Source organism: Paraliobacillus sediminis (assembly GCF_003426055.1).
On record NZ_QJSI01000003.1, the window covers coordinates 1,158,861 to 1,182,044 of the forward strand.

The 23,184-nt window shown below is 32.3% G+C and carries 29 protein-coding genes; 4 read left to right on the forward strand and 25 right to left on the reverse strand.

Features of this window, described 5'->3' with window-relative positions; genetic code table 11:
* Window positions 1–27 precede the first annotated feature (27 nt).
* The 6 genes from D2K60_RS18645 to ezrA all read right to left on the reverse strand — a co-directional run bounded on the left by D2K60_RS18645 (window position 28) and on the right by ezrA (window position 6,666).
* Window positions 28–1,626 (reverse strand): amidohydrolase, encoded by a 1,599-nt coding sequence (locus D2K60_RS18645; RefSeq protein WP_117170574.1) that lies wholly within the window; start codon window positions 1,624–1,626, stop codon window positions 28–30.
* A gap of 154 nt (window positions 1,627–1,780) precedes the next feature.
* Entirely contained in the window at window positions 1,781–1,993 is a 213-nt protein-coding gene (locus tag D2K60_RS18650; protein ID WP_112181622.1) for an alpha/beta-type small acid-soluble spore protein, read from the reverse strand.
* Window positions 1,994–2,106: 113 nt separating this feature from the next.
* Window positions 2,107–3,309: a tRNA uracil 4-sulfurtransferase ThiI gene (gene thiI, locus D2K60_RS18655; RefSeq protein WP_117170575.1), complete on the reverse strand. Its 1,203-nt coding sequence runs from the start codon at window positions 3,307–3,309 to the stop codon at window positions 2,107–2,109.
* A gap of 5 nt (window positions 3,310–3,314) precedes the next feature.
* Entirely contained in the window at window positions 3,315–4,454 is a 1,140-nt protein-coding gene (locus D2K60_RS18660) for a cysteine desulfurase family protein (RefSeq protein ID WP_117170576.1), read from the reverse strand.
* Window positions 4,455–4,600: 146 nt separating this feature from the next.
* On the reverse strand, window positions 4,601–4,957 hold the full coding sequence (locus tag D2K60_RS18665) for a hypothetical protein (RefSeq protein WP_117170577.1): 357 nt from the start codon (window positions 4,955–4,957) through the stop codon (window positions 4,601–4,603).
* Between the two features lie 14 nt (window positions 4,958–4,971).
* The gene (ezrA, locus tag D2K60_RS18670) at window positions 4,972–6,666 is read right to left on the reverse strand and encodes a septation ring formation regulator EzrA (protein WP_117170578.1); all 1,695 of its coding nucleotides are present in this window, start codon (window positions 6,664–6,666) and stop codon (window positions 4,972–4,974) included.
* Window positions 6,667–6,973: 307 nt separating this feature from the next.
* Between ezrA and D2K60_RS18675 the strand changes: the two genes are divergently transcribed.
* Window positions 6,974–7,453, forward strand: coding sequence for a GAF domain-containing protein (locus tag D2K60_RS18675; RefSeq protein ID WP_117170579.1), 480 nt, complete (start codon window positions 6,974–6,976; stop codon window positions 7,451–7,453).
* Window positions 7,454–7,491: 38 nt separating this feature from the next.
* Here D2K60_RS18675 and D2K60_RS18680 read toward each other — a convergent pair whose 3' ends face one another.
* Window positions 7,492–9,369: a sensor domain-containing diguanylate cyclase gene (locus tag D2K60_RS18680; RefSeq protein WP_240335350.1), complete on the reverse strand. Its 1,878-nt coding sequence runs from the start codon at window positions 9,367–9,369 to the stop codon at window positions 7,492–7,494.
* Window positions 9,370–9,773: 404 nt separating this feature from the next.
* On the opposite strand from D2K60_RS18680, the gene rpsD reads away from it, so the two are divergent.
* Window positions 9,774–10,376 (forward strand): 30S ribosomal protein S4, encoded by a 603-nt coding sequence (gene rpsD / locus D2K60_RS18685; RefSeq protein WP_117170580.1) that lies wholly within the window; start codon window positions 9,774–9,776, stop codon window positions 10,374–10,376.
* A 420-nt stretch (window positions 10,377–10,796) separates the two neighbouring features.
* Here the strand turns inward: rpsD and D2K60_RS18695 are convergent, their stop codons facing one another.
* The 13 genes from D2K60_RS18695 to D2K60_RS18755 all read right to left on the reverse strand — a co-directional run bounded on the left by D2K60_RS18695 (window position 10,797) and on the right by D2K60_RS18755 (window position 19,456).
* A complete protein-coding gene (locus tag D2K60_RS18695; protein WP_117170582.1) occupies window positions 10,797–11,480 on the reverse strand; it encodes an AbiTii domain-containing protein in 684 nt (227 codons plus the stop codon).
* Window positions 11,481–11,540: 60 nt separating this feature from the next.
* Complete coding sequence (locus tag D2K60_RS18700) at window positions 11,541–11,801, reverse strand: hypothetical protein (RefSeq protein ID WP_117170583.1); 261 nt, start codon at window positions 11,799–11,801, stop codon at window positions 11,541–11,543.
* A 259-nt stretch (window positions 11,802–12,060) separates the two neighbouring features.
* On the reverse strand, window positions 12,061–13,197 hold the full coding sequence (locus tag D2K60_RS18705) for a hypothetical protein (RefSeq protein WP_117170584.1): 1,137 nt from the start codon (window positions 13,195–13,197) through the stop codon (window positions 12,061–12,063).
* Window positions 13,160–13,783, reverse strand: a complete 624-nt coding sequence (locus D2K60_RS18710; RefSeq protein ID WP_117170585.1) for a hypothetical protein — start codon at window positions 13,781–13,783, stop codon at window positions 13,160–13,162. Before D2K60_RS18710 ends, D2K60_RS18705 begins: the two co-directional genes overlap by 38 nt.
* A 28-nt stretch (window positions 13,784–13,811) precedes the next feature.
* Entirely contained in the window at window positions 13,812–15,206 is a 1,395-nt protein-coding gene (locus D2K60_RS18715; protein WP_205418622.1) for a hypothetical protein, read from the reverse strand.
* A gap of 444 nt (window positions 15,207–15,650) precedes the next feature.
* The gene (locus D2K60_RS18720; RefSeq protein WP_117170586.1) at window positions 15,651–16,589 is read right to left on the reverse strand and encodes a phage major capsid protein; all 939 of its coding nucleotides are present in this window, start codon (window positions 16,587–16,589) and stop codon (window positions 15,651–15,653) included.
* A gap of 71 nt (window positions 16,590–16,660) precedes the next feature.
* A complete protein-coding gene (locus tag D2K60_RS18725; RefSeq protein ID WP_117170587.1) occupies window positions 16,661–16,846 on the reverse strand; it encodes a hypothetical protein in 186 nt (61 codons plus the stop codon).
* A 3-nt stretch (window positions 16,847–16,849) separates the two neighbouring features.
* Complete coding sequence (locus D2K60_RS18730) at window positions 16,850–17,092, reverse strand: hypothetical protein (protein ID WP_117170588.1); 243 nt, start codon at window positions 17,090–17,092, stop codon at window positions 16,850–16,852.
* 101 nt (window positions 17,093–17,193) lie between these two features.
* Window positions 17,194–17,463 carry a hypothetical protein gene (locus D2K60_RS18735; protein WP_117170589.1) on the reverse strand — a complete coding sequence of 90 codons (270 nt, stop codon included), beginning with the start codon at window positions 17,461–17,463 and terminating at the stop codon, window positions 17,194–17,196.
* On the reverse strand, window positions 17,442–17,825 hold the full coding sequence (locus D2K60_RS18740; protein ID WP_117170590.1) for a hypothetical protein: 384 nt from the start codon (window positions 17,823–17,825) through the stop codon (window positions 17,442–17,444). Before D2K60_RS18740 ends, D2K60_RS18735 begins: the two co-directional genes overlap by 22 nt.
* A gap of 1 nt (window position 17,826) precedes the next feature.
* Entirely contained in the window at window positions 17,827–18,204 is a 378-nt protein-coding gene (locus D2K60_RS18745) for a hypothetical protein (protein ID WP_117170591.1), read from the reverse strand.
* Window positions 18,205–18,297: 93 nt separating this feature from the next.
* Window positions 18,298–18,681, reverse strand: a complete 384-nt coding sequence (locus D2K60_RS18750) for a hypothetical protein (RefSeq protein WP_117170592.1) — start codon at window positions 18,679–18,681, stop codon at window positions 18,298–18,300.
* A 28-nt stretch (window positions 18,682–18,709) separates the two neighbouring features.
* On the reverse strand, window positions 18,710–19,456 hold the full coding sequence (locus D2K60_RS18755) for a replication protein (protein WP_117170593.1): 747 nt from the start codon (window positions 19,454–19,456) through the stop codon (window positions 18,710–18,712).
* Between the two features lie 121 nt (window positions 19,457–19,577).
* Here D2K60_RS18755 and D2K60_RS18760 point away from each other — a divergent pair, with 121 nt between their 5' ends.
* Window positions 19,578–19,937 (forward strand): hypothetical protein, encoded by a 360-nt coding sequence (locus D2K60_RS18760; RefSeq protein ID WP_162880792.1) that lies wholly within the window; start codon window positions 19,578–19,580, stop codon window positions 19,935–19,937.
* A 251-nt stretch (window positions 19,938–20,188) separates the two neighbouring features.
* Here the strand turns inward: D2K60_RS18760 and D2K60_RS18765 are convergent, their stop codons facing one another.
* The 5 genes from D2K60_RS18765 to D2K60_RS18785 form a co-directional block, all read right to left on the reverse strand.
* Entirely contained in the window at window positions 20,189–20,788 is a 600-nt protein-coding gene (locus D2K60_RS18765) for a hypothetical protein (RefSeq protein WP_117170595.1), read from the reverse strand.
* Complete coding sequence (locus D2K60_RS18770; RefSeq protein ID WP_117170596.1) at window positions 20,775–21,077, reverse strand: hypothetical protein; 303 nt, start codon at window positions 21,075–21,077, stop codon at window positions 20,775–20,777. The genes D2K60_RS18765 and D2K60_RS18770 overlap by 14 nt, the downstream gene beginning before the upstream one ends.
* 136 nt (window positions 21,078–21,213) lie before the next feature.
* Window positions 21,214–21,492, reverse strand: coding sequence for a hypothetical protein (locus tag D2K60_RS18775; RefSeq protein WP_117170597.1), 279 nt, complete (start codon window positions 21,490–21,492; stop codon window positions 21,214–21,216).
* Window positions 21,493–21,510: 18 nt separating this feature from the next.
* The gene (locus D2K60_RS18780) at window positions 21,511–21,981 is read right to left on the reverse strand and encodes a hypothetical protein (protein ID WP_117170598.1); all 471 of its coding nucleotides are present in this window, start codon (window positions 21,979–21,981) and stop codon (window positions 21,511–21,513) included.
* A 190-nt stretch (window positions 21,982–22,171) separates the two neighbouring features.
* Entirely contained in the window at window positions 22,172–22,417 is a 246-nt protein-coding gene (locus D2K60_RS18785) for a helix-turn-helix domain-containing protein (RefSeq protein ID WP_117170599.1), read from the reverse strand.
* Window positions 22,418–22,555: 138 nt separating this feature from the next.
* Here D2K60_RS18785 and D2K60_RS18790 point away from each other — a divergent pair, with 138 nt between their 5' ends.
* Window positions 22,556–23,152: a helix-turn-helix domain-containing protein gene (locus D2K60_RS18790; protein ID WP_162880793.1), complete on the forward strand. Its 597-nt coding sequence runs from the start codon at window positions 22,556–22,558 to the stop codon at window positions 23,150–23,152.
* Window positions 23,153–23,184: the final 32 nt, after the last annotated feature.

Consider the following 23,184-nt stretch of genomic DNA (forward strand, 5'->3'; position numbering starts at 1 on the left):
AAAAACAGCTACATAGCTGTTTTTTTGTTATTTACGCTGATACACAATTGTTCCATCCACTACTGTCTTTTCAACTTTAATATTTCGAATTGATTCCTTGTCCACCTTAAATAGATCCTGATCAAATATTGTAAAGTCAGCTACATAACCTGACGCAATAATACCACGATCGTGTTCGTGATTAATAACATATGCACTACCTTTCGTATATAAGGAAACTGCCTCATAAATAGATAGTTGTTCTTTTTCATTATAAATAGCACCATCTAAACTTGATTTACGTAAGACAAATGCCTCAATACCTAATAAAGGATCAACCTCTTCAATTGGTGCATCTGATCCTGCTGCGCAAGGAATTCCTTCTTGTAAAAATGTCTTCCATGGATAGGAATTATTTGCTCGTACTTTTCCTAATCTTTCAATCACCCACGGGAAATCGGAAGCTACAAATGTAGGTTGTATATCTAAAACTACATTTATTTGTTTTAGTGCATTTATGACACCAGGATTTATTACTAAAGAATGAATAATACGGTCTCTTCTAGCATTTTTCAACGGAAATTTTGCAAGTAGTTTTGCAATTGTTAAAATAGCTTGATCCCCTATCGCATGGACTGCAATGGGCATTTCTAGTTGCCGTGCTCGTTTGATTAGGATTTCAATATTTTCTGATCTATGGATAGCGATACCATAATTTGTTTTATCATCTGAATAGGCTTCTTGCAGCCAAGCGGTTCGACCACCTAACGCTCCATCAGAGAAAATCTTCATTGCACCAAGCGAGACATACTTATTACCAGAACCATACCCTAAACCTTGTTCATCCATATCCTCAATTACTTCATGATGAACAAGTAAATGTGCGCGAAACTTTCGAGCCATTCCATCTATCCCTGCGTGAAATGCTTGCCATGTTTTCTGAAAGCTATCGACACCATAGTAGGCCAGATCTTCACTGTGCCCACCCACTAATCCTAGTCGCAATAAATCATCAACTGAAGTAGTAACTAAATTCCTTAATTCTTTTTCTGAAATATCTGGGATAGCTTGTTTAACCATATCCTGTGCGTTATCCAAAAAGTAACCGGTTAACTCTCCAGATTTATCACGGATGACTTTACCACCTTGTGGATCCATGACTTCTTTATCCACATTTGCTAATTCCATTGCTTTCGAATTAGCAATTATAGCGTGTCGACAAACTCTCGTTAACATAATTGGATGATTTGTAGTAATTTCATCTAGTTCTGTTTTATTTATAACACGTGGGTCTTCCCATTGGTTTTCATTCCAACCTTCCCCTATCAGCCAGACACCCTCATCTAATACATGAATACGCTCTTTAACAGCAACTAATACTTGTTCTGGACTAGTCATCTTTGATAGATCCAAATGAATTATTTTTTCACCATGTCCAATAATATGTAAGTGACTATCAACAAAACCTGGAAACATCACATTCCCCTTTAAATCTTGATAGTCTGTAATAAACATCGCATACTTCTCTTTTAAAATATGTATTTGATCTCCTGCAATAATTTCACCATTTTCAGTGTAAATAGCTTCTACAATTTCTCCTTCTTCTTTCATTGTATAAATAGTACCACCATACCATAATGTACCCATTAACTGATTCTCCCTCTGATTGCCTTGCTCCATTTTTAAATAGCTCATAGGATGATTTCTAGAGAAGTTCCTTATATAAAAGATATCAAATTTTTGTGATATTGAAAAGAGTAGTGCTCAGATTGAGCACTACTCATGTTTATGCCATTTATTATTATGATTGTTGTGATTGTCCGCTCATTTGTTGTTCGGCCATTTGAACTAGACGCTTAGTGATTTCTCCACCAACTGAACCGTTAGCACGAGAAGTAGTATCAGCTCCAAGACTTACACCAAACTCTTGCGCAATTTCATATTTCATTTGGTCTAACGCTTGACTAACGCCTGGTACTACTAAATTGTTTGAACTGTTGTTGTTACTTGCCATGACTTCTTCACCTCCTCTGTGGTACATCTATAGAATGTGCACAAAGGAGAAATCAATACTAAAAAAAAACTGGTAGTTGTTTCATCTATCACCTAAATTTGCGTGTAGTTTATTTAAAACAGATCTGTCATGGGATCCGTCTCTTTTGAATTAGTAGATATCGTGATTACTTCAATATTATCTAGAATGTCTTGGATATCTTTTTCTACATCCATTTGCTCCTCAAAATAAACCACTTTATCAAGCTTTGGTTTTGTTTTAGGTGCTTTAGGTACAAATACTGTACAACAGTCTTCAAATGGACGAATTGAAATACCATACGTGCCGATTCTCTCAGCAATTGTGATAATTTTATCTTTATCCATTGCAATTAAAGGACGTAATATCGGATAGCGCGTGACATCATTGATAGCGTGCATACTTTCCATCGTCTGACTCGCAACCTGTCCTAAACTATCTCCTGTTGTTATCGATAAGATTCCTTCTCTTTTAGCAATTTTTTCACTTATAAGCATCATCATTCTTCGCATGACTGTCATCGAATAACCGTGAGGTATTTCTCGATGGATCTTCTGTTGTAATGTCGTAAAAGGGACAATATGAACAGTTATTTTCTTACCGTAATTTGCTAACTCAGCTGCTAAATCCAACACTTTTTGTTTTGCTGCTTCACTTGTAAATGGAGGTGAATGAAAGTGTATAGCCTCTACATGTACACCTCTTTGCATCGTTAAGTAACCAGCAACTGGACTGTCAATACCACCAGATAATAGTAACAATGACTTACCAGCAGTTCCTACTGGTAATCCACCAGCACCTTTTGTTCTTTGCGATGTGATATATGTGGCGTCATTGCGAATGTCAAGATGCACTTCTACATCAGGATGATGCACATCGACTGTGTAATCTTCCGTATTCGTTAATAAATGTGAACCTACAACATGATTAAACTCTTGAGAACCAATCGGAAAATCTTTATTTGCCCTCTTCGTGGTTATTTTAAACGTTTTAACACTTTCCGCTTCATTTAAAGCAAATAATGCTGCTTCTTTAATTTGATCGGGTTCGTTTTCTACTTTTATCGCTATACTCAAACTTTGAATTCCAAAAATATATTTGCATTTGTCCATTATTTTCTGCGGATCTTCCCCATTCAGCATAATCGACATACGATCCCGCGCATTTTTAATTGTTATTTTGGGAAATCCTTGTAGTTTATTTCTTATATTTTCATGTAGTTGATATATAAAAATCTTTCTGTTTTTACCTTTTAAAGCCAACTCGCCATAGCGTATTAATATATGGTCATATAACATTTTATCTACCCCATTACTTTACTCAATTGTTGTAACACTTTTCTTAGAGATCTACTAAATAGTTCGACCTCTTCTTTCGTGTTTTGATAAGACAAGCTAATCCTCAGTGCTGATGTCGTTCTATTATGAGAAAAACCTGCAGCCTTTAAAATTGCACTTTCATCTGGTTTTTTCGATGAACATGCTGATTTAGTTGAGATAAATATATCTCGCTCACCTAATGCGTGAATCACTACCTCAGGTTTATAACCCGGTATTGAAATATTTAAAATATGTGGTGCTTGATTTTCTACTGTGTTAATTTTAATAGAAGGAATCATCTCTAACTCATCTCGTAATTGTTTGTTTAGTTTATATATGTGCGTATGATCCGTTTCTTCCTTCTCTTTAATTAGACGCATTGCTTTGACTAAAGAGACTATCCCAGCCAAATTCTCGGTGCCAGACCGATAATTCATTTGTTGGTGGCCGCCATGAAGCAACGGGAAAAGGTGCGTACCTTTTTTTACATATAATAATCCGGTTCCTTTTAAACCATGGAACTTGTGACCGGAAATAGTCCATAAATCAATCCCACTATTCGCTAAGTGCAAAGGGATTTTTCCGAATCCTTGAACATCATCAACATGAAAATAGGTAGTAGGTATATCTTTTACAAGTTGTCCAATAGCCTTAATTGGCTGAACTGTTCCTAACTCATTGTTAACATGCATCACACTTATTAAGATTGTTTCCTTTGTTAGAGCTGCTTTCACATCATCAATTTCTAAAATCCCCTCGGAATTAACAGGTAAATAGGTAACTTTAAAGCCTAATGTTTCTAATGATTCACAAGCTTCCATAACAGAAGGATGCTCAATTTGTGTTGTAATTATATGCTTTCCATGATTTTGATGTGCTAAAGCAATCCCTTTTATTGCAGTATTATTTCCTTCGGTTCCACCAGAAGTGAAAATAATCTCACTTTGATCAACAGAAAGAATAGAAGCAGCTTGTATTTGTGCTTTACGTAGCAATGTTCCTGCCTCAATACCGAAACGATGAATGGACGATGGATTACCATAAAATTGTTTTGAAACCTGGTTAAAACTATCCAATACTTCTTTATATGGCTTTGTTGTAGCGCTATTATCAAAATAAATCATTGTGAGTCTCCTTATTTACCTTTTTGCATTGAAATATCTTAACATAGTTCGTCCACATTGGAAAGACAACGATTCGTTTAAAAAGAGCAATTAAAAGCCCCTTACTAGCCATAGCAAGGGGCATCATAAAACAAGAACTTACTAATTTATTCTTCTCCGATATTTAAAGCAGCCAACAATGCATCAATAGATACACCATTACCTGTTTCGAAATCATATAATATTTCTTGATCTATAGCTGTACTTTTTGCAAGTTGATCTTCTCTATTCTCTTCAAAATCCATACTTTCATCTAACATGTCTGTTTGCTCGCTTTTAGGTTGATCTACTTGATTAAATCTATTGGTTTGACTACTTAGAGCAACTTCTTCTCGAACAGCAGTTGTGTGTTGTTTAGCAGTTAATTCTGGAGCATCTCTTCCAATTAAAATCATGAAAAACAACACCCAAATAATTATTGCTGTACTACTAAGTCCTATAACCAGCCATTTCTTGATGTTCATTTTAATTTCCCTCTCTAACTTGGCACTTGTATGAATGTTTCTAAACGCTTTAATGCACCTGGTTCAATTTCTTCCAAAGCATTTGCAGCTGTCTCAAGTGCACCTTCATAAGCATACTCTCGAAACTGTTTTTCTGATTCTGCCAACTTTACAGCCAGTAATGGATATTTACTACGGTAACGATTTGCGTATTGAATAACTGTTTCAACTAAGTATGCTTGTTCAAGTAACAAATTAGTATCTTCAATCATTGTTTGTACAGAAGTTTCTGCTTCAATTAACACATGTTGTACTTGGCCCATATCAAGTGGTTGTTTTGAAAGGTTTTCCATTACAAGATTACTTTTTGTTGTCGCTTCGTCTAATCTATTCCACAAAAATGTCGGGACTCCTGGTATATTACTCTTTTGCAGCTTTTTGTTTGTATCAAACAAATTCCTTTTTAGTTCCGCAACTTTCTTTTTGGCTTCCAACTCATCTTTACGGATTGTACGGACTTGTTCTTTGAAATCTTGATGAGACGCCTGCAACTGTTGCAAGTCCTTATAGCTTGTTTCTAATTGATCACGAAGTGCAACATATGTCAGTTTTTCACTTTTCAAATCTGTTTCCATCTGTTCAAGCTGTCGTTGTAATTGATGGATCCATTTTTCTAGATTCGAATATAGTTCTAGATCACTTTCTTCTAAGTAATAGGTCTGTTGTAAAATTTCTACTTCTTCATTTGTTGCATCAAAGTCAACTGTTACTTCCTCTATTAATTTTTTGAAATTAATAAGATGTTTTTCGATATAAGACTTTGCTTGTGCTTCTTTCTCTAATAAAGCGTAAATTTCATTAACTCTTTCATCAAATGATAGCAATAACTCAGGAATTTCTTCAACATCACCATTTTCCAGTTGTTTTACGCATTTTTCTAATTCATTTTGGTAACTAATTAATTCTTTTTCAAAACCCAAATGTTCAATTCGATAACCTTGTTCCTTCATTTCTTTTACACCTATTAACAGTTCACGAATTTGTTCAGGTAATTCTCGATTGCATTTTTTATAAATGATCGGAAACTCTTCTATTTTTATTGTTAACTGATTTAAATCTGTTTTTAAATCTTCAACAAATTGTTTTGCCTCAAAATAATTACCTAAATCAATGGCAGAAAAATACCGATCTAACAGTTGTTGCAATGCATTAATTTCTACTTCAAACCGAACTTCAGCTTTTCCGTATAGATGACGATTTTGCAATAGTTCTCTTCGTAAATGTTTAATCTGTGGTTGTACTTCCTCAACTTCTTTACGACTTTGCTTTTCAGAATCAAGTAATTGATCTAGCTCAACAAACATTTCTTCAATAGTTAATTCAATTTTTTGTAGAACTTGTTCTACAGTTTTCAAGTTTTTCTTAGCTTCTGAAACACGAAATCTGTCGGCTGCTTCTTCAGCATCTAACAGGAACTCTTCAATATCCGGCAGTTCTCTCGTTAAGATTTGATCCCAACTAACTTTCCAACCTTCAAATTTTTCCTGTGTCTCTCCAGATAAGTTTAGACTTTTCACTCTTTGTAATTCCGTTGTCACATTACGGTTCATGATATCCATTTTCCAGCTTTCATGCTTATCTACTTCATCATATATGCGTTTTCGTAATATTAAACCCACAATTACCAATGCAATTACAACGAGAATAACCCCTATGATGTAGGCCACCATGTTAATCCCCCTTAAACAAATAACAATCTATATTAATAAAAGTCTTCTCATATTTCACAATAGCTCATGCAATAAATTACCAAATTATTAAAATAATATGTATTAATCTTATGATACCATGTTACACGTCTGTTTTGCTAAAAAAAATCAAATTATTTATCAAATTGACATTTTTCTTTATTTTCTTCTCTCCTATACGTAACATAATGACATTATCTTCTTTTTTCTTTCATATCAATTGCCTTACATCATCCCAGTAAGCTATACTATTTTTTATAGGAAAAAGCCATATTGGGGGATGAATTATATGTATACTGTTGAAAAGGACAGACTATCACGCGAAAAAGACTACCAACTTTTACTTAAGCAAGTAGAAGCATTAATAGAAGATGAAAAAGATTTAATAGCTAATTTATCAAACGCAACAGCACTATTAAATCAGTTTTTAAAAGAAATAAATTGGGTTGGTTTTTATCTACTAAGAGAAAACGAGCTTGTTTTAGGACCATTTCAAGGACTTCCAGCTTGTGTGAGAATTAAAGTTGGGAAAGGTGTTTGTGGCACGGCGGTTAGCGAGCGTAAAACGCAAAGAATTGCAGATGTAAATGCGTTCCCAGGACATATTGCATGTGATGCAGCAAGCCAATCCGAAATTGTTGTTCCACTCATAGTAAATGAAGAAGTGATAGGTGTATTAGATATTGACAGCCCACACCTAGATCGATTTGATCAACTTGATCAAGAATACCTCGAAAAATTTGTTGCAGTTATGCAGCGTTATATCTAAAAGAAAGGCCTTATATCATCTGATATAAGGCCTTTCTTTTAGATTTTAGCTACTCCATTTTTACCAAGACGTTTCGCCTCGTATAAAGATCGATCCGCTCTATCAAAAATATTATTCATATTTTCAGGATTGTTTTGATCCCAACAAGCTATACCTATCGATACCGTTATCTTAGGATGGCTACTAATTTCAATTACTTTAACAAGTGTAGAAGCAACTTCCATGCCTTTTTTTAAGTTGCATTCAGGTAAGTAAACTGCCAATTCCTCACCACCCCACCTAGCTGAAAAACCTACGTTTTTTATTTCATCCATAATTATATTAGCAACTTGGATAATCAATTCATCGCCAACATCATGACCATACGTATCATTGACTTGCTTGAAATCATCTATATCAAGCAATAAGAATATTCCTTTTGTATCAGTTTCCAAATGTTGCTTACATTTTTCATCTAAATACTTACGTGAATACAGTTTTGTTAAATAATCCGTGATAACTAGATTCTCCAACTGTTCACGCAGCATGGAGTTAACAAAAGCTAGTGTTGAGTGATGGACAATCGATTTTATTAACTTGAAATTTTCAAATGAAAAGAAGTATGGTTTTGGGTGTAAAATGATAATTGCACCTTTCAACTGGTCTGACTGGATCATTGGCATAACCATTACTGCCTTTAAACCGAACGATCGATTGGGATATTTAGCCGTAAAATCCCCAATAAAAATAGCATCCTGTTCTTCTTTCAATATTTCCACCATTTCATCTATAAATATCTTTGCATCTGCTGAATCAAAAAAAGCTGTTGATTCTTGCAAAATTTGATATTTCCTCACTTCTTCATTTAATAAAACAAAACCAATCTCTTCTGCATGAAATGATTCCTTTAATTGTTGCTTCATAAATAATGTTGTTTCATTTAAACGTAAATTAGAATTTAACTTATGTGATATCTCATTTATTAATTGTAGATCAGCTATTAACTGATTCGATTGTTGGTAAAGTTGTGCATTCTCTAATGCATTACCTGCTGTATTTGCCAAGAGCCTTATGAATTCAACATCACTTTCTGGGAACTTGGAAATATCATAGGCGGTAATTTGCAACACACCATAAGTACCTTGTTTACCATGCAATGGTGCAAACAAACGCGATTTATTTTTATCCACTTCTATTTTAATTTCTCCAGTCGAAAATGCTTTCACACTTAATTTATCAGCAAATTCTTCGTTATATATTAATTCTTTAACAGGTAATTTTTTATCACTTTGATAATCACGAGATAAAAATAAATTACAACTGAAATCCGGGTATATATATTTTATAGCATCAACAATTTCTGTTAACACATCATTTGTATTCATAGTCGAATGAAACTTTTGCGTCACCCTGTACATTAATTCATATTTACTCGCCTGTTCCATCGTCTGTGAATAATCATCTAATCCATTTAATAGGGCGTTTATCTCTGAAGCGATTTTTTCTAAAAAACAATAAAAATTGTCGTTATCATCGAATGCTGCTTCAAATGAAATCAACATATATCCCACTTTACTATCATTATCATTTAACGCTACTAAAAAGGCAGGATAATCATATTGGTGCCTAAAAGTCTCTTGTCCATTGTAAATATTAAACTCCGAATGATATCTTTTATTTTCTTCTTTCTTTAATATACCATCAGAAATTAAATATCGTCTGAATAATTTTTCATCATTTGAGGCTATTTTTACAAGTTCAAAGTCATCTTTCCAATCATCATACAAATATAATTCGACATGACTAGCAAGTGTGAGTTGTTTGATTTCTGTTACCATCTTATTTAATAATTCTTCTTGATTGTGCATGCTAGAAATCAATTCTTTTGAAAATAGTTTCTCAACTCTCTCTTCGGAAACTGAATGATTACGTTTCATTTTCTCACCTATCCTATTATAATAAGTTAATATGGATCTAGACAAAGTGTTATAGGAGCGACAACTACAAAACATGACAATTAAATATTCTGATATCTTATATTATAAAGGAAAGTTTACTATATTCCTACCAATAAAATAGGACAAATTTCTCATACGCAGAATAATGGTTATCTTTTTATTGACTTCATGTATAAAAAATCATATAATGAACTTTGTGTAAAAAAGGTAGCCTCTGTGAACCACCGACTTGTACATTTTGTTCCTTATCTTCTGAAAAAGTAAGGTGTATCGTGTAACTCTCTGCTGCTGGAGCGATGGTACATGAAAACAAAATGGCAAGCGATTATGGAACACTCTGTCTTGTTTTATGCAAATCTAATATAAAAAAGGGAGAAGATTCAATGTCTCGCTATACAGGTCCTGTATGGAAAAAGTCTCGTCGTTTAGGTATATCATTAACTGGTACAGGTAAAGAGTTAGATAAACGCCCATACCCACCAGGTCAACACGGTGCAAACCAACGCAGAAAGCTTTCTGAATATGGTTTACAATTACAAGAGAAGCAAAAACTTCGCTTTATGTATGGAGTTAACGAACGTCAATTCCGTAACCTATTTGACAAAGCTGGAAAAATGAAAGGTATTCATGGTGAAACATTCATGATTCTATTAGAATCTCGTTTAGATAACCTTGTATATCGTTTAGGTCTTGCGCGTACGCGTAGACAGTCTCGTCAATTAGTAAACCACGGTCACATAACTGTAGACGGAAGTCGTGTTGATATTCCTTCTTATAGTGTTGCTCCTGGTCAAGTAATTGGTTTAAGAGAAAAATCTCAAAAACTAAACATCGTTGAAGAAGCTCTTGAAGCTAACGCATTCGTTCCAGAATACGTTTCATTCGATGCAGACAAAATGGAAGGTACATTCACTCGCTTACCAGAGCGTTCTGAACTACCTGCTGAAATTAACGAACCACTTATCGTCGAGTTCTACTCACGTTAATCGTGATAGACTGAATAAAGAATGCAAAAAAGCCTTGAAAATGTTGTTATATCAACGTTTCAAGGCTTTTTCTATTTTATGGTATATTGCAAAACAATGCAGGAAATTGTATGTATTTTCGGCCAGTTTTCGGCCACTTTTTCGGCTAATAATTTATAGCATGGCAGGCTTAGATAAATGAAAAAGGTACCGCAATTTAATCACGGTACCCAGTTTATTTAAAAACACTCTCAATTTTAGCTATTACGCTTTCCCAGAATGAAAACAAGTAAATAAATCCTCCTACTAATGTAATAATCATTGAAATTAATACAGGGTGTCTAGCGGCAAAGGACTTCTCCTTGTCAACATTGCTTCTTTGATTAAACTTATGGCCAATATGGGACTTTTTAATTTTGTTCTTATCACCTATTTTAATATTCATTCTTTACCATTTACGATATGACCTATATCAGATTTCTCAATTCTGTTACCATCTCCAATAGAAATTGGATCGCCAAATATTATCTTTTCAATATTATAAGTTACCTCTTTAGTATCTACCTTATGACTATCTAATTGTGGACTTATATCGAGATCATCTATATTATCAAATTGTTTTTCTAATTCCATGATTATCTCTACTAATTTTGATTTCACACTAGAAATAATTCCGCTAAAAACTGTATGTGAAGCTTTAACCTTCATACTGCCTATTTGCAAACTATAACTTGAGATGTGGTGACAAAATGCTGTAGGAATTATTTTTTCGAAAGTTGAATTATCATCACGGTTTACATGCTCTTGAATCGAATTTATACTATCATGAAAATGAAGCGTCTTTATACCCTTAATTTTTTGACTATCTATTAGTATCTCTAGTGGCACATTGGAATTAGTGTACTTTACGCTGTTATTAACAAAGAAAGTACCCATTACTACACCTTCAGTCTTTCGATATTCTGGAAGCTCGTCAACTTCTTTATAGCCTTCTAATTCTCCTCGAATCCAACGATCTATGTAACTATTGTTTAAGTCACTTAATATAACTTTTAACCTAAATAAGATATTCTCTATATTCACACTTGGATCTAGAACATCTCCTAATAACTTGCTTCTAGCCATTTGTTAAAACCTCTCTCTCTAAATCTTTATAGGACAGGGGGGCAATCAATTTCATACCTCTTAGAAATTCATTTCACTTATGGCCTTTGAAGTCTCCCTTTGGCTTTTCTCTTGCTTTGCATTATATTCAGCCTCCGATTCAACTCTAACTCTAACTATAGATCCTTCTTTAATATAATGTGTTTCTCCATCTTCGTTTAGCTCAATCCAACCATCTGGACTATTGTTAATTAGAGCGTATATTTTATCTGAATCACTATCGATTTTATAAAGATGACTTTTACCATTAACCAATTCAAAAGTTACTCTCATTTTACCCATGTTTTGCACCTCCCTCTATTAATTACCTTTTCGACAAAAAGTTAGAAAATCCTGCATAGCGAATCGTCAAATTGACGAATTTTCTTCTATTTTACCCTTGAACTGTAAAAGAAAAGGTACCGCTAATTAAGTACGGTACCCTGGTGATTCTTTCTATCAATTTTTTAGACATAGATCAAGTAAGCTTGATTTTGATTTAATTGTTATTGCTTCTTTTTGAATTGATAGTAAATGTTTGTTGAATCACTTTTTAAATACTTTAGTCTATTCTTCCAGATTCATTTTGATACTTAGTGAAGTTATTTACATTTTCATTATTTTTAATTAAATTCCAGTCTTGATCATTTGAAATATTAGTAAATAGGGTTTTTAAAAAAATAAATTCTAGATTAATTTGACTATTTAACTTTCTCGATAGTATGTATCTAGTAATAAGATTATAATTTGTGTCGTAGATCTTACATACACCATAACAACCGCTATCATTTAACAAGCTATCATATAGAGATTCTTCAAAATTATTAGTTACTACATAAAAGTATTTCCCACCTATCTCTTCCTCTTCAATATCATTTTTTGTTTTCCCAAAAAAAGTAACAATGTTTTCACTCTCAGTATTATAAATATTTATAACATACCTTAAGTTTGCAATGTATATAGGAAGATGAAAAATCACTTCGTATGTAGATCTTCTTGTTTTGTTTACATTCTTAAATAACTCTAGTCTAATAGGATTTTTCATAAAAAATTCATTCATGTCAGCTTTATTTTCAACTAAAAACTTTACATTAAATATTGACTTAGACATAGGTAAGTAACCTTTGCCCAATGGATCTTTATTTAAAATAATCAGCTTGATTGCTATCGATAAGAACAACAAAATAAATATAAGTATAATATAAAATATATAAATACCGAACACTAGTACTGATTCAGCAGTCAAATCAATGTATAATGAAAATTGATATTTTGTATATACTCCAAGAGCCGCTCCCCAAATTAACATTGAAAAAAAAGATATTACTATAAAACCTCCAAAGATAATCCTTATTAAACCTTCTCTACTAGAACTAGTACTATTTTGATAATCAATTATAGCACTTCTTAATTCAGCTGTTGTTAAAACATAGGGTGTTAAAATTGATTTGAAATTTTTTGAAGCTGCTATTAACTTATTTTCATATATATACGCTAAAAATAATGTTGAGAAGGAAACTAATGACATAATTGAAGCGAATGTCCAACTAATAAATTCTATTTTTTCTTTATAATTATCAAAATTTTGTTTTGTGATACTTGTCAAATCTATGAACGGTAATATTACGAATGGAATAAGTAGAATACCTATCGGCCACCAATTATTTAAGAAACGTAAAATGCCTTTGCAATATTTCATATGCAACGTCCTCTTTCATAAGATCAGGAAAAGATACAACTGAACCTCTGTCTACGTAAAAGTAAGAAACTCCCCTTACATCATCAGTAACTTTAAATGTTAATAATGTTATTTTATGTTGATAAAATATTTGTTTTAGATTAGCTTCTGTTGCATTCTTCACACTTAATTTTTGAGTATAATCCTCGCTTTCTAAATTAATGGAATTATCATTAAAAAAATGTAAGTTAATCAGTTCGGCTTTAATTTTTATTTTGTAATTATTAAAGACATCAATTTTCTCTAATTTTATTCCTAATATTCTCTCAAATTTATTAATTACAAATCCTATTTGACTCTCCGAACTACCAAAACAAGAAATTATTTTTTTATTGTAGAAATATATCAACGTCAGTCTATTCCTATCTTTTGCTATAATCTTTTCACGAGCTCTAATTGGATCAATCCAAGAAAAAACAAATTTAATATACTTGGAGTTTTTTGTTTCTATCTCCAATTTTTCAGAGGGTAAGATGTATTCACATTTATCTAGTGAAATTTCTTTATTTACCTTATATATAATACAGTCACTTTCAAGTAAATACATACATAGCCCTCCCGCCATACTTTAAAGTCTAATTTTGTGATCTTTCTTCTTCTAGATCCTCATTTATATCTTCATCTATAATTTCGTCTAAGTTATCATCATAATCATAAATTTGAAATTCAGTTTCTTCTTCAATTCCTGAAAGTTCTTTTAATTTATATAAATTTTCATGTATTTCATCGTAACCGACATTATCTAAAATAGATTTATACTCAAAATATAAGCTTCCAATCATATCTATAACATTTTCATCTTTAAAATCAAACTTGTCAAGATTTCCTGCTAATAAGTCAATAATATTTAAGGTCGATAATTGTATAGCTTCAATAGTTGATTTATCGCCACTCGTAAACTTCTCATAAATTTGATCTAAAATACTTTTTGTTGAATTTATGTCAATCATTCCATTGTTACACATATCAATATATTCTTGTTGAATAATATCAACAACCCTTTGTTTAAAATTATCATCATGTTGCCCAACAACAACAATTTTTAAGATATCGAGATTATTTCCTTTCAAAAAAAATAATGCAGAAAAATCAAGGTCTTCAAATGTCATATCAACCTTAAACGATAGAATGTCGCTACCTAAAGTAATGTATTCACAGGCTAACTGTGATGATAGTAGGTTTTTTCCATTTATAGTTACATTTCTAATTCCTTCATTTTTATGCCTAGTATTTCTAGTATTGAACTTAATTTCTTTAAATTTTGATAAAATACCCTTAGATTGCAACCTATTAGATATCAAGTCAAGAAATAATGCTGCCTTAAAACTAGCATTACCAATTTGATATGACTGATTAGTAATTTCAGTTATTCTATAATTTTGAATTGGCCATTTCAGAACGAATGCAAGAAACTCACTGATTACGTCTTGTACAGTATGATTTCCTGTGAAAATTGTAACTATACATTTTTGCTTACTCAAAATAACATTTATTTTATAAACTGCGGTAAGCGTGTCTATATTTCTTACCCCGCCACTTCTCCAAACTTCAGCATATTCTTTTAGTCTGATAGTCATATTCAGCTCTGTTGAAGTATCTGATACTTCTTCAATAGTGAATAAATATTTACCTTTAAAAGGGTAATTAAGTACATTATTAAAATCAATAACTTCCGTCTCTGATAAATCGTTTTCTTGGTTTTCATCTTCTAACAAGAAGTCTAAACCTTTTAATTTATATGTATACGCAGGCAGTCCAATTGTTTTTGACATAACTGCCATTTCCACGAAATCTTCAATTTCATCAGGCTTAATGAACTGAACGAGAGATAGAAAATCCTCCTTTAGCTCTAATTTTTTAGGATTCTTCTTATCTGGTTTCCAATTTGGTATTCTTTGATTCATAATCTCTATTGCATTTTCTTTAATCGTTCTATCAAATACTCTTTCTAAAAGACCTTTTACGTTCATAATATTACCTCCATCAAATAGTTACTTATTATTAACTATTCGACAAAAAGTAGCAGATTCCTGCATAACGAATCGACAAATTGACGATGGTTCAAGAAATGCACAAGTATTCCTTTGGACTGAGAAAGAAAAGAGACCGTTAATAAACGATTTCTAATTCACTATTACATCTTATTAAAAAGCATTAAGATCAATCTCTGGGCGTTCTTTAAATCTTAAATATTACAATCTGAAGAAACAGATTTATTATGTTTTAGTGATAAACTCTCCCTAAGTTAATTTTAATTGTTTTTCTCTTTCATCAGTTGCGAATTCAAATAACCCTTGGCTTGTTAGTGATACTAATATGCTCTCTCATAAGCGCAAGCAGTTGCTTTTCAATGACTTTCATACATTTACCCTCCTTATAGAATAGACTGCCTTTAAAGGCAGTCTATTAAACAATTAAATCTCCAATTTATAAACAGTAGGTTCCAGGTCTGAATAAATTAATTTACCGTCAAGAAGGTTGTACAATTTGAATCCAATTTCATTCAAGTTAGCGTATTTTTCATACAAAGTTTCAACTTCTAAACCTTCTGCATTTTCTTGAATAGTGAAAGAAGATAGGTCTCCAAAATAAAACACTGCTGTTGTATCAGTTGAACCTTTCACCGTTTCAACTAAATCAGCTGAATAGCCTAGTAATAAGTATTTTGCTCCACCGTCTACCGTATCAACTGTTTTGAGTGCCGCCTCACCGTTAGGGAGTGTCAAGTCCTCTACATGCTTAAGAGCGGCTTTATTGAGTATCCACCTTGATTTATTCATAACTCTTCCTGTAGGAGTGTTTTTCAATTCTTTAATGATTAACACTGGTTCGGTTGCTGTTGGTGTAAAAACCTTTGCTTTATTGAGCAATGAACCTGTATTTGTAGCTTTTGCACTTGTACCATTAATCATGTAATCAATTTCTTTTTCCAGATACTCTTGCTTTATTACTTCAATAACCAGATCACTTACACTTACAGGTGAAGTTTTTAATAATTTTTTCTTGATTCTTGAAATGGAATCGAACTCAACTGGAGATAACAATTCAGCAGTTAACCCTATACTATTTACCTCAATTTCGTTCGTTTCGCGTTCGCTTGAATTGATATTAACAGTCGTTTTTCCTGTTAGCACTGGGTAACCCTTATTACCATCAACTTTTACAACTTTTCCATATTTACGTAAGATATTTTCTTGCTTCACATAACCTATAATTTCATCAGCAATGGTTTTAGGTACCAAGGCTTTTCCACCTTTAATATTTACTCCCAATGACCTTGCTTCACCTTCGTTAATATTTCCTACTAAATAATTTGCAAATGCAGATCGTACTTGTATATTTGATGTTTTCATTTCATAATTCTCCTTGTAAGTTTATTTTTATGTGAGCATAGGCTGTTGGCTAGAACAACCTATGCTTTTTACTAATTCGCTTTTTTTAATACTGAATTAATTTTCTTAATAAGTTTGTTTCTTTGCTCTTTAGTAGCTTCCATCTTGCCTGGATTAGCTTTTCTCCAAGCGTTTGCTCTTTTTTGAACTAGCTTTCCAAACTCTTGCATTTCTCTAGATTCCATTCTTCTACTATCAGCAGTTTCAAAACGTCTCATTTATTACTCACCACCCTTCATTATTTTTTTAACTCTATCAATCCAAGATCCCTTTTGATTTGCTGGTACCATAAACCTTCCATATCGAACTTGATGAACCGCTTCAGCTAGTTCTTTGGTAGATTCATGTTTTTTATTTTGGTTATTTCCCTTCATTGCAATATCATAGTTTTTAAAAAGCAAATCTATCTTTTCTCGTTTATTTTTACTTAATTGGTTGATTTTTAACTCGAGATTACGTTCCATTTGACCCCCCTCTTATTTTTTTGAATTTTGTCTAGCGAGATGCGTAACTCCCCCCTACCTATCTCCCCGAGCTGAAAAAAATAGTTTTTTGATAGGGGGGCTTATATTAATTTCGCACTTTTCACAATCAAAGTATTTTTTGTGAAACTAGTTCCATTTGGTACGATTTTTGATTTTCCTTTTAACTCAACTTTCAAGTGATACCTTGCGTTACGTTTAAAGCCACGGTACAACATACATTCATTTGGAATGGTGCAAACTATCTTTCCATGATTATCATCTGCGAATAGTAAAACCATAATGTATTTATCTTTGTGCAATGTACCAACTGAATGACCATACAAATCTATTAGTCTAGTGCTTTCCTCCACTGCTCACCCTCCTTGATCATTAATTCAGCAAACTTAATCATTCTTATCAGTGCAACATGTTTTTGATAGATCCAATTGACATTGTAATGCAATTCCTTAGCTATTCTTACCAACGTCTTTCCTTCAACGTATTTGCCGTACAATATTTTATTTTCAAGACCCTTGAACTTATTTAGTAGATTTATAGCTTCATCACGCTGCTCTTTCTTAGAAATAAGATCGTCTGTTATTTGTTTTGACTTCTCTTGAATTGATCTGCAATTACTATCCTGATTCAAGTCCCTTTTAATTCGATTAAGTTCAAATTCGAGATAGGCTATTTCTTCTTCCAACAATTGAAATTTTTCAAGTGATTCGTACATTTCATATCCCCTTAATTTTTCGCAATAATTCAGCGTGTACCTGACCAATATATTGAGTGCTATAATTTAATTCTTCTCCTATTAATTCTAAGGTTAGACCATCAATATATTTCAATCTAAGAACCTGGTTATCTAGTCCTTTGAATGTTTTAACTAAACGAATAAGTTCGTCCATTTCTTTTTCTTTATGGAAAAGATCGGCCATTTGTTTCTTCAGATACTCTTCAACCTGTGCACCTTTGCTTTCCCACTTTAGTTTTACATTTTGTAGATCACCTACTACCCAGCGCTTTAATTCTGTTTCTGTTTGGTATATTTCCCCTACAAGAACATCTATCTCTTCTTGTATTTCTTTAAAAGTCTTTAACCACTCATACATTTAAACATCACCTGCTTATTAGTAGCTTTCTGTAACATCATCAAAGTTCTCTTTAATTCTGTATCTATTTCTTCCTGGAGATCCCAGTATTTATTAATCAATTTCGCAATCCTCATAAGCGGACTCCCACCTCATTGCTATTTCTGAAGCTTCTTCATGTGTTAGCCTTTTGGCCGAAACATCTTCAAACAATTGTTTAATGTTATACATTTTATTTTTGTGATCCAATTTGCTAGTTGTATCTGGATTTATAGTTACTTTAGCCAGGTATCCTTCATATTTTTCTAGATCATTGAATAATGTATTAAATGTCTTTTCTAAAGTCATATACTCCTCATTTTTAAAAGGTGCTTTTATCAAGATTAAATCACCTTTATCTAATTCCATTTCAGTAAAACGGCCATGTACTTTATGAAGCAAAAAAACTGTGTCTATACCAAAATCAACACTGATATAACCTTTTAAATTATTAGACAAGAACGTCCCTCCTTTCTAAGGTGTTTTATTAATCCCAGATAGTTTCTTTCTCCTTCTTTATCTCTCCTAAATGCCTAAGAAAAACACTAATAAAGTATAAGAAATTTCCATTGTTATTTTTAGGAAGGCTATTAAAGTGTAGATCTACAATAGATTGAAATTCTTCTATATCAACTTTTGATTTCATTTTTTCTAAATGATCATAAATCGTAGATTCTTGTTCTGGTGTAACTCTCATATGCTGCTTATTGAACTTCTCTTCAAATCGATCATTATAAATTTTTAAAAAGGAATCGCCATGGATTTGAAAATCCATGTATATTTTTTCTTTATAGTTTTCTTTACTCTTTCTTTCTTGGGGTACCAATTGCACCCCTCTAGAGGTAACCAATTCACCCCCTCTAGAGGGTACCATTTCGACACCTGGGGTAGAATTGGTACCCTCAATATTTCTGCGTTCAATTAACCATTCATCATAATTTTTATTAAATGCTAATTTTCTGGTTTGATGAAAGGAATGATTTTGAGTTTTGATTAATACGTGTGCTTCAAGTAGATCATTCAATGTTTTTTTTACATTTTTCTTGGATAGTCCTGTACTATTAACAAAGAAACTAACTGACAATTCATGATCTTTTCTATGAAAACCGTAAGTGTATCTCCAAACGACCATAATAATATCTAATTGACTTGCATTTAATTTTCTAGTAACTATTTCTTCAAAAATTTGATTAGCTACTTGTGTGAAACCCTTCTCCTTCTGTACATCTGCCAAATCACCTCACCTCTCAATATTCTTGAATTTTTAATAGACCATTTATATTTTTCTATGAATATGTGAAACTTTAAAAACAAACATACGTATATATCTTTATGATGCTTAGAACGTAGAAAGGGTGTTTTATATCAATAAATTATTTTTTATTGTTTCTATGGTTTTTACATTAATCGCCATAAACTTACAGATTGGTTATGTTAATCTCACAGAAATAGCTTCAGAACTTTTTGATCCGCTATTTTCATTAGTTAATGTTAGCCCTTTAGATGAAAGTATTTCTCCACCTGATGTCGAACACGCTTCTTCAGAATTCATGGGGAATTTAAATGAACTCACTATAGAAACAATTAACTATGGCTCTGACTTAAGAGGAGCACTTTTATGCTATCTTGCAGGGTTAACATGCCTAATAATCTCAACTAGAGAAAAAATTAACCTTTTTTACAAAAGTTCTTTTGACTTTTTCTTCGGACCATGATAATCATTAATTAGTAACCTACTTGCACTCCCAAAAGTATTTCTGTATAATTCATACAAATAGTTATTGATAAACAACGGGATCAGGAACGCTAATTCCTTCACCCTGTAAATTGCGCTACCAACGCTAAAACACTTATCAATAACATGAACATAATCGAAATATAGAAATACAACATTTCTGGGTGGAACTGATCTGTCTCGAAAAGTAATCGTTTATTTTTCTGAGTGATTTCATTTGTTTCACCTCTTTTATTTGACTAACTTTAGTTTTTTGGATTGAACACTGCTTATTACCTCTGGCTTACCATTTCGTACATATAACGTGTCACCTGAACCGCTTTTAAATGTGTTTGGTGTTTTCATACCTTGTTTTGCCATAAACTCTTCCATAAGGTCTAATTGACCTTTTGATTGCCTTAGATTACTTAAACAACCTAATACTTTTACATTGAAGTGGTGTATATCCCAATTGTGATATTCAAACATAAATTCTAAAGGGTCTATCTGATCTGCAATAGGTGTATTAAGATCTAGTTTGTTAACTTCCTGCATAGTGCTCCAGTAGTCCTTACAATCGTATTTGTGACCGTCATATTCTTTTTGTGGTGGGAAGATAGTCATAAATTCAGTAGGTGTAAGAAAACCAACTGCATCTTTTATTCCAACTGCCACATTGAATTTATGCATTTCATCTTTGTTAGAATATAAATCAGGCATCAAATTAAACATTCTAACCCCATTAAATACAGACTTGTGAGCAAGGTTTCTATTATCGCTATTTAGCATTTCTCTTACAGCTTTTTTAAATAATCTGCGGTAGATTGGATATAAATCTTTAATTGCTTTCATCTTCTGCTCTCCTGTCGTTATCAACTAATTGTTGTACAATTTTATGAGCTGAGTTAATTTCCTTTTGACTATCATAAAGGCACGTTTTCAACGCTAAATTAATAGCTGATAATTTCTTAGTAATAATTCCTTCCGCTACGTAAGAAGCAGCTGCTTCTGGATGATCTTTCATATCTGCAACAAGATCATCCAGTAACATCAATGCACCTTCCATTTCTGTTAAGGAATTCAACGTGCACCCAGTATTACAATCTAACTCTATTAATTGACTCATGTTCGTATTTTTCATTTTGTTTCCCCTCTCAATAGATTGCTAGATTCATTCCTTCAACCATCCTCAATTTGCGTACGGTTGTTAACAACTCGTATCAATTTGGTACGAGTTAATAAATTCTTTTACCTAAGCCTGCCATGCTTATTTTTAATTACCAATCACTATCCATAATCGATTTTATTGCTTCTAAGACTTGAGGATAGAGCCATATACGCTTTCCTCTTTCGTTTTTACGTCTTTCTAGCAATTTGACACTAGGTTTGTGTAAAAACTCATCTTCAAGATACCGTTTCGATAAGCTAGTCATATACACTAGTCTATTTATATCTACAAAATGAAGTTGATCTGTAAGTTGCTGATTAATTTTTTGTTGGATATATTCTTTAATTTCTTCTTCATTCACCTCTACATTAATTTGTGCTGGAATCACCTTTTACTTCACCCCTTTCTACTCTTCTGGATCCACAAGGCAATAAAGTTGATCAATAGACCAATTAATATAGTGGTCCAAGAACTCTTCTCTACTGGCTTCATATGGCCTTGTTCCTTTTTCATCAGTGACCTGCATAATATAAGGTCCTTCTTTTGTTGCAGCCGCTTCAAGTGTCTTTGTGATTTCTAAAACACCTTCTGGATCATGGCATACAAAATCTTTGTCTTGGTCATCTAATGAAAGTATTTTTTTATCTTCTGAATTGCTGGGTTGCGCACTAATAATAATTGCTGATACTTCTTCATTGGTCATTACTTCATAACCTTTGCCCTCAACGTATTTAATTGGTTCATTATCTCTGTAGTAAATAGTTCTATAAGGCATTCCTTCTTTTCGTAATTCACGTTCAATTTTAGACACCTGGTTCATATCGAAAACAAACCTTGTATCGTCAGCTGTGAATACCACCCAATTTTCTTGAATCATTGTTTATTCCTCCTTCTTTTCATGTAATTTTTTATTCTCTCACTAGCTAGATTTCTTTGTTTCTCTGACATTTCTGTTTGAGAGAAGAAGCGTGTTTGTTTATTTGTCTAACTAGTGTTATCACACCTAAATTTTTTTGAATTTTAAATCGTAGAGAGTGATTTCAAAATTTTAAAATAAAGGACATTCACTAAATTTCTTTAACTAGGTTATCATTTGCAACACTTTCAATTAAAAAAATATCTCCAAGTTTTAAACCTAGCCCTTCAGCAATCTTTGCAGCTGCTACAGGTGAAGGGTTTCTTTTGAAATTTAAGATTTGTGATACATAAGGGTGAGAAATACCAATTTCTTCAGCAAATGTTCTTAAACTGTTTCCACCTTCTGCAATTAATATCCTAATTTCTGTTGGGTTTTTAGGCTTTACTATAATCAAAACTTTTCACCTCCCCTTGAAGTTAATAATAGTATATAACAAAAGGTTATCATTTGCAACAGTTTTTTAAATGATTTTGTTGCAATTGTTAAATTCGTTTATTATACTAAATATATACAAATAAATGGAGGTGTGAATGTGTCTGATTTTGGTGGAAAGATTAGAAAGATTAGAACAGATAAAAAATTATCTTTAAAAGATGTTGCAAAATTAGGGAATCTCTCTCACCCTTATATATCTCAGATAGAAAACAATAAGAGAAATACACCTAAACCAGAAATAATAAAGAAATTAGCAAAGGGACTAGGTGTTCCATATAACAAACTACTTAAAGAAGCTGGATATATAGACACATCAGATGTTGATTTAGAGATGCAAGAGTGGTTTTATTCAAATCTTGATGAAGTACTTAATGAATTGACAATTAATGATGATTTTTCAGATGTCATAAATGATGATATAAAGCAATTGGAAAAAGATTACGATAATTTACTAGAAGTCGATGAAAAAATTACTCCTAAATGGATCAGAGACCAAATTTCAAATTCTACTTATCGCTCAGAGTGGGTTTTAAATCTTATTGGAGATCTAAGAAAGATTTCAAAGAAACACAACTTACATTTGGACCTTAATATTTTTTTATCAAAAGATAATATTACTTATAAAGGCAAATCAATTTCTATTAAACAAAATAAACTTATCAATTCATATATTGAAGCATTATTTTCAGACTAATTTAAATGACTGATACGGAATTTCCGTATGAA